We start from the raw sequence: 11,422 nt of genomic DNA, 5'->3' as shown, positions 1-11,422 counted from the left end.
GGCCGCGGCCCTCGCCCTCACCCTCGCCCTGGTCGGCGCCGCCACGGCCCAGACGGTCACCGTCAGCACCGCCCGCGGCGAGGCCACCGTGGGTGTCGGCCCGGCCGTCGTGTTCGCCTACGACTACGGCACCATCGACACCCTCCACCAGTTGGGCACCGAGGTCCAGGGCGCCCCGCCACTGACGGGCCGCCTGCCCGCCTGGGCCCCCACTGGCGCCATCAACATCGGTTCGCTGTTCGAGCCCGACTACGAGACGGTCAACGCCGAGCAGCCCGACCTGGTGGTCGTGGCCGGCCGCTCCGCGCCCGCCTACGACCAGCTCGCGCGCCTGGCCCCCACCATCGACCTGACCTCCTCGGGCGACCTCCTGGCCGACATCCGCCGCAACGTCACCACCCTCGCCGCCATCGTCGGCAAGCCGCAGGCGGGCGAGGCCGCCCTGGCGGGGCTCGACGCCAAGGTCGCCGCCGTGCGCGAGGCCCTCGCCGTCGTGGAGAACGGCATGCTCGTCATGGTGTCGGGCGGCAGCCTCACCGTCGTCGCCGTCGACAACGCCCGCGCCGCCCTCCTCTACGGCGTGCTGGGCGTGACGCCCACCGTCGCCGACGTCCAGTCGGCCACCCACGGTGAGCCGATCAGCTTCGAGTTCCTGCTCCAGCACGACCCGGAGTGGCTTTTCGTCATCGACCGGGACGCCGCCATCGGCACCGAGGGCGCCCAACCCGCCGCGGCCGTGCTCGACAACGAGCTCATGCACCGCACCACGGCCTGGCGCGAGGGTCACGTCGTCTACCTCGACCCGTTCGACTGGTACATCGTCTCAGGCACAGGCCTCGGCTCACTCAACGCCATGCTCGACGAGCTCGGCGCCGCCCTCGAGTAGCCGCGCCGATGCGGCTGGGAGAGGCGCGCCGCCACGCGCTGCTGCTCGGCGCCGGCACCCTCGTGGTGCTGGCGCTGGCGGTGGCCAGCCTGACCGTCGGCGTGTTCGACCTCTCCTGGCGCGGCCTGCTGGAGGGCGGCGAGGGGCGCCTGGACGCGCTGGTGCTCCTGGCGAGCCGCGCGCCGCGCACCATCGCCGTGCTCCTCGTGGGCGCCTCCATGGGCGTGGCGGGGCTCCTCATGCAGCTCCTGTCGCGCAACCGCTTCGTGGCGCCGTCCACGGCAGGCACCGTCGAGTCGGCGAGCCTGGGGATCCTCGTCGCCATGCTCCTCGCTCCCGGCGCCCCGGTGATGGTCAAGATGCTCATCGCGGCAGCGTTCGCCCTGGCGGGCACGGCGCTCCTCATGACGATCGTGCGGCGCACGCCGCTCGCGTCGCCGCTGGTGGTGCCGCTCATCGGACTGATGCTGGGCGGCGTCATCGGGGCGGCCACCACCTTCATCGCCTACCGCTTCGACCTGCTCCAGTCGCTCGCCAGCTGGACCACCGGCGACTTCTCGCGCGTGCTGCGCGGCCGCTACGAGCTGCTGTGGCTCGGCGGCGGCCTCACGGCGCTCGCCTACCTGGCGGCCGACCGCTTCACGGTGGCGGGCATGGGCGAGTCGTTCACCAAGAACCTGGGTCTCGACTACCGCCGCGTCATGGTGCTCGGCCTCGTCATCGTGGCGCTGGTCACGGCGGTCAACGTGGTCACCGTCGGCAACGTGCCGTTCATCGGGCTCGTCGTGCCCAACGTGGTGAGCCTGCTCGTGGGCGACAACGTGCGCCGGGCGGTGCCGTGGATAGCCCTGTTCGGCGCCGGCTTCGTGCTCGCCTGCGACCTCCTGGGGCGCACCCTGCGCTACCCCTACGAGGTCCCGGTCGGCACCGTCATAGGCGTGGTGGGCGCGGCGCTCTTCCTCTTCCTGCTGCTCAGGCGGTCCGCGCGTGTCGGCTGACGCCGCGACCCCCACCGTCGGCCGGCGGGCCGGCGCGCGCCCGGACCGGCGCCGCTGGGGGCTCTTCTCGCCCGGCGCCGTGCTCGTCGCCCTCACGCTCCTACTGCTCGGCGCCGCGGCCCTGTTCATGACGCTCGGCGCCCGCGGCCCGTGGGAGTTCGTGCTGCAGTTCCGCGGCCAGAAGGTCGTGGGCATGCTGCTGGTGGGCACGGCCATCGCCACCTCCACCGTGATGTTCCAGACCGTCACCACCAACCGCATCCTCACCCCGTCGATCATGGGCTTCGACGCCATCTACCTCCTCTTGCAGACCGTCCTGGCGTGGACGCTGGGCGCGGCCGGCCTGACGCAACTCGACGGCCGTCTCATGTTCGCGGTGGAGACGCTCGGCCTCATGGCCTTCGCGGGCGCCCTCTACTACTGGCTGTTCGTCGTCGGGCACAGGAGCCTCCACCTGCTCGTCCTCGCCGGCATCGTCCTCGGGGTGATGCTGCGCAGCTTCACCAACCTCCTGCAGCGCGTCATGGACCCCCTCACCTTCGCCGTGCTGCAAGACGCGACCTTCGCGAGCTTCAACACCTTCGACGCGCGCCTGCTCCCCGCGGCGGCGGTCCTCGTCGGGCTGGCGCTCCTCGCCGCCTGGCGCCTGCGCTACCGCCTCGACATCCTCGCGCTGGGCCGCGACATGGCCGTCGGGTTGGGGGTCGACTACCGCCGCACCGTCACCTACGCGCTGCTCGTGATAACCGCGCTGGTGGCCGTGTCGACCGCGTTGGTGGGGCCGGTGGCGTTCTTCGGGCTGGTCGTCGCCAACCTCGCCTACGCGCTGGTGCGGTCGTACCGCCACCAGCACGTCCTGCCCGCCGCCGCCCTCCTGGCGGCGCTCGTCCTCGTGCTCGGCCAGACCGTCCTGGAGCGCCTCCTCGGGCTCGGCACCAGCCTGTCGGTCATCGTCGAGTTCGTGGGAGGGCTCCTGTTCATCTACCTGGTGTTGAGGGGAGTCGTCAGATGATCGCCACAACGGGCCTCACCAAGCGCTACGGCCAGGCGGTCGTGCTCGACGACGTCTCCGTGCAGATCCCGCGCGGCGGCATCACCGCCCTCATCGGACCCAACGGCGCCGGCAAGTCGACGTTGCTATCGCTCATCGGCCGCCTGATCAAGCCCGACGCCGGCAGCGTCACCATCGACGGCCTGCCCACCGAGCGGATGCGGCAGGGCGACTTCGCCAAGAAGGTCGCCATCCTGAAGCAGGACAACCACCTGGCCACGCGCCTAACCGTGGCCGACCTCGTGACGTTCGGGCGCTACCCCCACTCGCACGGGCGCCCCACCATCAAGGACCGCGAGCACGTCGACCGCGCCATCGACTACCTCGAGCTCGACCACCTGCGCCACCGCTTCTTGGATGAGCTCTCCGGCGGCCAGCGCCAGCGGGCGTTCGTGGCCATGGTGCTGTGCCAGGAGACCGACTACGTGCTGCTCGACGAGCCGCTCGCCAGCCTCGACATGCGCCACGCCGTGGCGATGATGAAGCGCATGCAGGGCGTGGCGCGCGACCTCGGCAAGTCGGTGGTCATCGTGCTGCACGACATCAACTTCGCCGCCACCTACGCCGACACGATCGTGGCCATGAAGGGCGGCCGCGTCATCCAGCACGCCCCCGTCGCCGAGGTGATGACGCCCGGCGCGTTGCGCGCCATCTACGACGTCGACGTGCACGTCGAGGAGATCCGCGGCAAGCCGATAGGCGTCTACTACGGCTGACGCCCCGCCCGGAGCGGCGGAGATTTCACCACCCGGCCTCACGGCCCGCTCCTATGCTGGACGCCAAACCAAGCATGGAGGTCTGGCGGTGGAAAACCAGTCGTTCTTCTCGAAGCTCTTCGACATGTCGTTCTCGCGGTTCGTCACCCCGAGCATCATCCAGGTCATCTTCGTCCTCGGCATCGTCGCCGGCGGAATCGCCGCCATCGGGATGTTCACCACCCTGTCGTTCGCGGCCGGCGCCGGTGGCGCCCTCCTGGGCATCGTCGTGGCCGCCATCTCCTTCCTGGTGTACGTCGTGCTGGCGCGCATGAGCCTCGAGGCGCTCGTGGCGCTCTTCCGGATCGCCGAGAACACCAAGGTGCTCGCCGATGCCGCGCGCGAGGCGCGCCGCGCCGAACTCCGCGGCGGGGCGCAGCAATGACGCCTTGCCGCACGCGGGGCGGCGGGGCGCGCCGTGTCGGCCGGCCACGAGCGCCCCGCCGCCCCCTATAACCGCCGTATAACCGGCCCTCTCCTAACCTGACCGCACCCGCGCGGCGCTCCCCGCCGCGCCGCCTCGGTGAGGCCATCATGTGGCCGCCGCCGCGGCTTGGCTGGAGAGGAGCAAGCCATGGCACGCTGGACCCGGATATTCGCCGCCGCGGCCCTCGTGATCGCGCTGGCCGCGTGCGGTGGGCAGCCCGGACTGAACAACCTGTTCGACGAGGCCAACGCCTGGACCGACGAGCCGCCGCTCGGCGCCACCATCGTGACGCCCGACGAGTTCAGGCGCATGGTGGAGGCCGGTCGGCTCCAGCCGCGCAGCACCGCCAACGTGGCCGAGCAGGCGCGGGACCGCGACGCCCGGTTCCTGGCCGACCGCGCCTACCTGGCCGCGCTGCCCGACCCGAGCGAGACCGTCTTGGACCTCCTCGCCGCAGCCGGAGCGGCGAGCGGTTACCAGGGCGACGTGACCGTGACCCTCGGGGACGAGACCGTCATGCTGGACGGCCTTGCCACGCAACTCGCCAACGCCGTGGCAACGGCCGAGCTGGCCGCCGACGTGGACAACGCCCTCGCCGTCTACCGCCTCACGTACGACCTGTTACCCCCCGACCTCCGGGCGCAAGCCACCGACCCCGCGGCCCTCGCCGGCAAGCCGCTCGCCGACGTGGCTGCCGCCGCCGCGCACGTCGACGCCCTGCTCGGGACGCTCCCCGACCTCGACCTGACCGCCTGGGAGGCCGTCGCCGCGGCGCCCGGCAACCCGGCGCTGGCAACCCTCGGCGCAGGCAACGGCGCCGACGTGAAGGCGACCTGCGCCGAGCCCACCGGGTTCGTGAGCAGGCTGTGGTTCCCCCTCAAGTCGTTCCTGCCGGACGTGAAGAGCCAGGGCCGACGCGGCACCTGCTGGGCCTTCACGGCCGTTGGCGCCATCGAGAGCCGCGAGCTCGTGCAGAACGGCACCGCGGTCAACCTGTCGGAGCAGTTCCTCGTCAACAAGGTGAAGCACGACTGGGCGGAGAACGACTACCAGGAGGGCTACTCGGCCCTCACGGCCGTGAACCTCGCCAACGCCAACCGCCAGGCGCTGCCGTCCGAGTCCGCCTGGACCTACAACCCCTCCCCAAGCCGCGGCGAGGCCGACGGCAACGCCGCCGCCTACCGCGGCGCCTGCGACGACTACACGGGCTGGTGCTCCGAGACGGCGCACCAGAGCCCCGTCTACTGCACGAAGGTCCTGCTCGCCACCTTCTGCGGTTACGAGACCATCGCGTTCGGAGGCCCAGGCGTGTCGACCGGCACGGCGCGCCAGCTCTGGGCGTCGGGCCAGGCCTTCAACCTCAACACCTACCGCAACCTCCTGGCGCAGGGCCACGTCATCATGGCGAGCTTCCCCGTGTACGAGGGCTTCATGCGAGCCCCCGCCGGGGTGGTGAGCGACTACGCCAAGAAGCACAAGAACGCCCGTGGCGAGCTCGTCGACGGCCCCTCCGGCAACCACGCAGTGCAGATCGTGGCGTTCTTCGGTAACGCCGACCTCTCCACGCCCGGCTACAACTACGACGTCGGGGGCGGCGGCTACTTCGTCATCAAGAACTCGTGGGGCTGCGACCACGGCGACGGCGGCTACTGGTACGTCCCCGCCAACTACGTGTGGACCCGCTTCAACGCCCTATACGCCCTCGACTTCGACTCGCGCCGCAGCCCCGCCTGGACGAGGGAGCAGGCCAACCCTGGCAGCACCGAGGCGCCCACCGTGAGCGTGCTTAGCGCGAGGCCCGACGTCGACCTGCGCGTGCCCACCGACCTGACGGACTTCTTCGGCGTGTCCCACACCGTCGCCACGGCCGTCGACCTGCTCGTCACCTCCAGCATCGACGGCACCCTCTATAGCGGCGCGTGGGTCACGGACCGCTACGCCTTCCCCGCCTCGCTCGAGCGCACCTTCACGAGCGTGGGTCCTCGCACCATCACGGTCCGCGCCTCGTACGCGGGCAACGTCACCCAGAAGAGCTTCGTGGCCAACGTGGTCAACACGCCGCCCACGCTCGCCGTCGCCGGCTCCGGCACCGCCCACCGGGGCGAACCCTACACCCTCACCGCGTCGGTGAGCGACATCAACGACGCGGACACCGCCGCGCTCTGCGCCGCCACCACCTGGGCGGTGAGCGCGCCGGACGCGCTCTCGGCCGCCAGCGGCTGCCAGGTGAGCGTCACGTTCGGGGTCGAGGGGAACCGCAGCGTGAACGTCCAGACGCGCGACGCCGACGGCCTCGTCACCGCCCGCACGTTCACCTTCGACGTGCAACCGCCGCCGGCCAACCCGTACCCGCGGGTGACCGGCAGCGGCATGTACGTGAGGCGCCTGCTGCCCGTCGGGCAGGTCTTCCTCTGCCTACACTCCACCGTGTCGCCTGGCGCCATCATCGACCTGCGCGAGACGGGCTGCAACTTCGTGGGCGAGACCGGCAGCCATCCTCTGCACTGGGCGCACGTCGACGTCGAGAACCCGAGCGAGGAGAGCCTCACCTACGACTGGCGCGTCTACGCCACCATCGGGACCGGGGAGCAGCTCATCAACTCCGCGCTGGGGTCGGCCGACCCGCTCTTCGCCCCCTACTCGCCAGGCAACGCCGTGACCATCACCGTCCCCTGCCGCGTCACGGTGCGGGTGAACGCGCCCGACCCGGCCAGGAGCAAGACCCTCACCGTCTGGAGCGGCAGCTGCCGCTACGATTCCACGCGCCTCAACTGAGGCGGCGCCCCGGTCCCCCGGGCGCCCTACAACCACCCCTTGCTACGCGCCAACCGGGCGGCCTCCGCCCGGTTGGCCGCCCCCAACTTGCTGATGGCCTCCGACAGGTAGTTGCGCACCGTGCCCTCCGACAGGCCGAGCCCGTCGGCGATCCGCGCCGTGGTCGCCCCCTCCCCCGCCAGGCGCAGCACCTGCCGCTCCCGGTCGGTGAGGGGGTCGGCCTCTGCCCACGCCTCCAGCGCGAGCTCGGGGTCGACGGCGCGGCCGCCCTGGTGGACGCGCCTGATGGCGTCGGCCAGCTCGGGCGCCGGGGTGTCCTTGAGGAGGTAACCGGCGGCGCCCGCGTCGAGGGCCCGCCGCAGGTAGCCGGCGCGCGCGAAGGTCGTGAGGATCACGACGCGCGTGGTCACCTCGCCCCGCTCGCGCGCGGCCTTGACGGCCAGGGCGAGTTCCAGGCCCGTGAGGCGCGGCATCTCGATGTCGGTGACCAGCACGTCGGGCCGAAGCTCGGTCACCTTCGTCAACGCCTCCGCGCCGTCGGTCGCCTGCCCCACCACCTCGACGTCGGGCTCGAGCGCGAGGAGGGCCGCCAGCGCCCCCAGCACCATGGCCTGGTCCTCGGCGATGACCACCCTGATCACGAGTGCGCCAACCTGCTCCTGGCCGGTTCGGTGCCGGGCTCGACCACGAGCGCCGCCTGCCGCGGCACGCTCACCTCGAGCCGGCTGCCCACGCTGCCGGCGAGCCCACCGGCGCTCAGCTCGACGGTGCCGCCCAGGGCCCGCACCCGTTCGCGCATGCCGGCGAGGCCCGTGCCGTCGGCCGGGTTCGCGCCGCTCGCCGCGGTCATGTCCGGCCGCTCGCCGGCGCCGTCGTCGGCCACCGCGAGGAGCACGAACGAGCCGTCGTCGACGAGGGTCACCTGGCACCGCTCGGCTCGCGCGTGCCTTATCACGTTCGTGACCGCCTCGCGCAGCACGGCGGCCAGCACGCCCTCCACCTCGGGCCTGAGGGCGATGCGCTCCGTGAAGTAGTCGAGCTCGGCGCCGGATGCCTCGAGCGCCAGCTTGGCGCTCGCCAGTTCCGCCTCGAAGCCGCTCCGCCGGTAACCGCGCACGGCGGCGCGCACCTCGCTGGCCGTCTCGCGCGACAACCGCTCCACGTCAAGCATCTCCCTTCCGGCCCGCTCCGGGTCGCTACTCACCAGCCGCGCGGCGAGCGCAGACTTGAGGGTGATGGTCGAGAGGGAGTGCCCGAGCAGGTCGTGCAGGTCGCGCGCGATGCGCTCGCGCTCCGCGATGGTGGCGAGGTGCTCGACCTGCTCCTGCGCCATCCGCAGCTTGGCGGCCGTCTCGCGCCGCTCGTTCTGGTGCATGGTCATGAGCCCGATGATCGGGGCGAACACCGCGACGGGGGTGAAGGCCGCGAGTCGGTAGGGCAGCGGCACGGGCGAGATCGCGAACGCGATCACCAGCAGCCCGAGCACGGCGCCCAGCGCGCGTTGAGCGCGTGGGCGCGGCCTCAGCTCGCCGGCGGCGGCCGCCGCGTAGATGACGAAGACGGTGGCGCCGCTGTTGCCGAGGGAGAAGACGACCCCCATGACGGTCAACAGCCCGATGCCGGTCAGCGCCCCCGGCGTGCCGAGGGCGCCGCCCCCGCGCCGCCACAGGTACGGGCGGCTGCCGAGCACGCGGTGCGTGAAGCCGTAGACGGGGAGGAACAGCGCCACCGCCAGCACGATGAGCGCCCAGGCGCGAGCGCCGCCGTTCGGGTCGAAGATGGGTTGGAACAGCAGGAACGCGAGGTACGGCAGCCACACCGCCTCGGCTCGCGGTATCCCCAGGAACGTCTTGCCGACCCCTGTCATCTCGCTAAGGATAGCGTCGCGCCTCAACCGTAGGTCTTGCCCTCGTCGCGGAAGTATGCCCACACCGCCAGCGCCAGGAACAGCGCGGTGGAGCCCGCCAGCACGAGGACGTGGTGCAGCGGCGAACCAACGGCCTCTGCGCCCGCCGCCCGCAGGGCCAGTTGGGCGTAGTGGTAGGTGGGAAGGATCACGGCGACCTTCTGCAGGGTCGGGGGCAGCACGACGAGCGGGATCCAGAAGCCCGACAGGAACGCGGCCGGCGTGTAGACGAGGTTGAGCACCATGGGGGCGCTGTTGGGGCCGAAGAGGTAGCCGAAGGCGAGCCCCAGCGACGCGAAGGGGAACACGCCGAGGATCAGCACCCCGTAGGTAGCGAGCCAGGTGGCGAGGTCGAAGCGCACGCCCTGCGCCAGGGCGCCGAGCCCAGTGAGCATGACGATCACGATGCTGCTGAAGGCGAACGCCATGCCTATCTTGGCGGCGAAGTAGGCGAGCGGCGGCATGGGCGAGACGCGCTTGAGGCGCAGCCAGCCCTGGCCGCGCTCGGACGCCACGCCGGCGCCGAAGCCGAACAGCGCGGCGGCCAGCACGCCGCCGGCGCTGTAGCCGACGACCATGTACTTGGCGGTGCTCACCCCCTGCACGGCGTACCCGCCGAAGACGGCGCCGAAGATCACGTAGAACATGACGGGGAACGCCAGCACCGACACGGAGTAGGCGGGCAGGCGCAGGAGCTTGAGGAACTCGAACCTGGCCTCGGTGAGGTAGAGGCGCAGCAGGTCGCGGCGTTGGTGCGGCTGAGTGACAGTCGTGGTGGTCATGCTTCCGTCCTTCCGTTCGGTCCTTCGTGGTCGGCGGTGAGGGTGAGGAACGCGTCCTCGAGCGCGGCGCCGGTCACCTCTAGGCCGGCGGCGGCCGGGTCGGCGGCGAGGAGGGCGCGCACGGTGGCGTCGGCGTCGGCGGTGAGCAGCGTGAGGTTGACGCCGGCGCGGTCGGCCTTCCGCACGCCGGGGAGGGTGCGCGCGGCGGCGAGCGTGAGCCCGGACGTGACGCGCACCCTGCGGAGGGCGGCGCGGCCCTTGATCTGGTCGGGCGTGCCCTCGGCCAGCACCTTGCCGCCACCCAGCACCACCACGCGGTCGGCGAGGGCGTCCGCCTCCTCCAGGTAGTGCGTGGTGAGCACCACGGTGCGGCGGCCGCCGAGGAACTCCCTCACGCTGCTCCAGAAGGCGCGGCGCGACGCCACGTCGAGCCCGGTGGTCGGCTCGTCGAGGAAGAGCAGGTCGGGGTTCCCCACCATGGCGAGCGCGAAGTGCAGGCCTTGCTGCTGGCCGCCCGAGAGCTTGCCGTAGAGGCGGTTCGCCACCCCCTCGAGGCCCGCCAGGGCGATGGTCTCCTCGACGCCGAGGGGTGCCGGGTAGTAGCTGGCGAAGGCCGTGAGGTGCTCGCGCACGGTGAGGGTGGCGGGCACGCCGGACACCTGCAGCATGGCGCCGACCCGCATGCGGTTGCGGGGGCTGCGCGGATCGGAGCCGAACAAGCGCACCTGCCCGGCGCTGGCCCGCAGCAGGCCGAGCATGAGGCTGACGGCGGTGGTCTTGCCGGCGCCGTTGGGGCCGAGCACGGCGAGCACCTCGCCTTCGCGCGCGGCGATGCTCACGTCGGTCAGGGCGGCGACCGAGCCGTAGTGCTTGCTGACGCCCACGAGCTCGGCCACGGGCCGCCGATCGGGGGTCGCGCCCGGCGCTGTCGCGGCCGGGGCCTGGAAGCGGTTCGTGTCGGGTGTCCAGCGCGCGGGGGCGCCGACGGCGGTAGGTGATCTCGTCATGCCCCCAGGATGCGCGCCGCGGCGCGCGCGCCGTAGTGGCGACCATCAGGCATCGGGGGTGACAGCTGTCATGCCCGGCACCGCCCGTTAAGGGCGCGTTGACCCCCGGGTTAGGCCGCCTCGCCTACCGTCCGAGCTGTCAGGGCGTTAGGAGGCAAGCATGAAGGCAAATGTGACCGGTCGCTGGTTGGTCCTCGCCGTGCTCCTCGCGTTGGGGGTGACGCTGCTGGCGGGGTGGCGGCCGCCGCCGCCCGGCGCCTGCCGCGTGGCCGAGGCGGTCTGCCGGCTGCCGCCCCCCGGGGTGAGGCCGGACGCGCCGCGCTTCGAGCTGCGCCCCCTGCTCCCCGTGAGGGGCATGGTATGGCCGACGCCCCTCGTGGTGCCGCTGCCGGCGGGCGCGCGCTAGCCTCGCCGGCCGCTCCGTCCCGCCGGGCCGCGCGGGCCCTCACCCGGCCCGCGGCTCCACGCCGCCGAGAGGCAGCTCCGCGCCCACCTCCGCGAACCGCTCCCTGGCCTTGGCGAGTGCCGCGGCGGCAGCCGGTGCGTCGCCGGCCGCCACGTGCGCCCTCACCTCGAGCGCGACGAGTTCCCAGTCGTAGGGGGCGGACTCCTGGAGCCACCGCGCCAGCCGCGCCGCACCGGCCGGGTCCGCGCCGGACGCGGCGGCCCCCGGCGCGGTCGCCACGACGGCCGCGACCACGGCGGTGGCGCGGGTCACGAGCCGGCTCAGCGCCGGGGAGTTCAGCGCGGCTGGCACGTCCTGGAAGGCGGGCCCCCGCCACAGCGCGAGCGCGGCGGCCGCACGCTGTGATGGCGCGCCATGGGATGACGCGCC

General features: G+C 72.5%; 12 protein-coding genes. 7 read left to right on the top strand and 5 right to left on the bottom strand.

Annotated elements, in window-relative coordinates; all coding sequences use genetic code 11:
• The 6 genes from H3C53_10385 to H3C53_10360 form a co-directional block, all read left to right on the top strand.
• On the top strand, positions 1 to 886 hold an 886-nt coding region (locus tag H3C53_10385; protein MBW7917074.1), incomplete at its 5' end, for a siderophore ABC transporter substrate-binding protein.
• 8 nt (positions 887 to 894) lie between these two features.
• Complete coding sequence (locus H3C53_10380; GenBank protein ID MBW7917073.1) at positions 895 to 1,884, top strand: iron chelate uptake ABC transporter family permease subunit; 990 nt, start codon at positions 895 to 897, stop codon at positions 1,882 to 1,884.
• Positions 1,885 to 2,011: 127 nt separating this feature from the next.
• Positions 2,012 to 2,896, top strand: coding sequence for an iron chelate uptake ABC transporter family permease subunit (locus H3C53_10375; protein MBW7917072.1), 885 nt, complete (start codon positions 2,012 to 2,014; stop codon positions 2,894 to 2,896).
• Positions 2,893 to 3,651: an ATP-binding cassette domain-containing protein gene (locus H3C53_10370; GenBank protein ID MBW7917071.1), complete on the top strand. Its 759-nt coding sequence runs from the start codon at positions 2,893 to 2,895 to the stop codon at positions 3,649 to 3,651. Before H3C53_10375 ends, H3C53_10370 begins: the two co-directional genes overlap by 4 nt.
• A gap of 88 nt (positions 3,652 to 3,739) precedes the next feature.
• Positions 3,740 to 4,075: a DUF4282 domain-containing protein gene (locus H3C53_10365; protein ID MBW7917070.1), complete on the top strand. Its 336-nt coding sequence runs from the start codon at positions 3,740 to 3,742 to the stop codon at positions 4,073 to 4,075.
• Between the two features lie 189 nt (positions 4,076 to 4,264).
• A complete protein-coding gene (locus H3C53_10360; protein MBW7917069.1) occupies positions 4,265 to 6,892 on the top strand; it encodes a C1 family peptidase in 2,628 nt (875 codons plus the stop codon).
• A gap of 26 nt (positions 6,893 to 6,918) precedes the next feature.
• Here H3C53_10360 and H3C53_10355 read toward each other — a convergent pair whose 3' ends face one another.
• The 4 genes from H3C53_10355 to H3C53_10340 are packed head-to-tail and all read right to left on the bottom strand — an operon-like array spanning position 6,919 to position 10,587.
• A complete protein-coding gene (locus H3C53_10355; protein MBW7917068.1) occupies positions 6,919 to 7,533 on the bottom strand; it encodes a response regulator transcription factor in 615 nt (204 codons plus the stop codon).
• Entirely contained in the window at positions 7,530 to 8,759 is a 1,230-nt protein-coding gene (locus H3C53_10350) for a sensor histidine kinase (protein ID MBW7917067.1), read from the bottom strand. Before H3C53_10350 ends, H3C53_10355 begins: the two co-directional genes overlap by 4 nt.
• A 23-nt stretch (positions 8,760 to 8,782) precedes the next feature.
• Positions 8,783 to 9,580 carry an ABC transporter permease gene (locus H3C53_10345; protein MBW7917066.1) on the bottom strand — a complete coding sequence of 266 codons (798 nt, stop codon included), beginning with the start codon at positions 9,578 to 9,580 and terminating at the stop codon, positions 8,783 to 8,785.
• Positions 9,577 to 10,587: an ABC transporter ATP-binding protein gene (locus H3C53_10340; protein MBW7917065.1), complete on the bottom strand. Its 1,011-nt coding sequence runs from the start codon at positions 10,585 to 10,587 to the stop codon at positions 9,577 to 9,579. The genes H3C53_10345 and H3C53_10340 overlap by 4 nt, the downstream gene beginning before the upstream one ends.
• Positions 10,588 to 10,747: 160 nt before the next feature.
• Here H3C53_10340 and H3C53_10335 point away from each other — a divergent pair, with 160 nt between their 5' ends.
• On the top strand, positions 10,748 to 10,993 hold the full coding sequence (locus tag H3C53_10335) for a hypothetical protein (GenBank protein MBW7917064.1): 246 nt from the start codon (positions 10,748 to 10,750) through the stop codon (positions 10,991 to 10,993).
• 39 nt (positions 10,994 to 11,032) lie between these two features.
• Here the strand turns inward: H3C53_10335 and H3C53_10330 are convergent.
• Positions 11,033 to 11,422, bottom strand: a 390-nt coding sequence (locus H3C53_10330; protein MBW7917063.1) for a hypothetical protein, incomplete at its 5' end; no start/stop codon positions are given.

This window comes from Trueperaceae bacterium (assembly GCA_019454765.1).
Classification (GTDB): domain Bacteria; phylum Deinococcota; class Deinococci; order Deinococcales; family Trueperaceae; genus JAAYYF01.
Note: the sequence above shows the minus strand (reverse complement) of the source record. Positions and strands in the feature narration are given on the sequence as shown.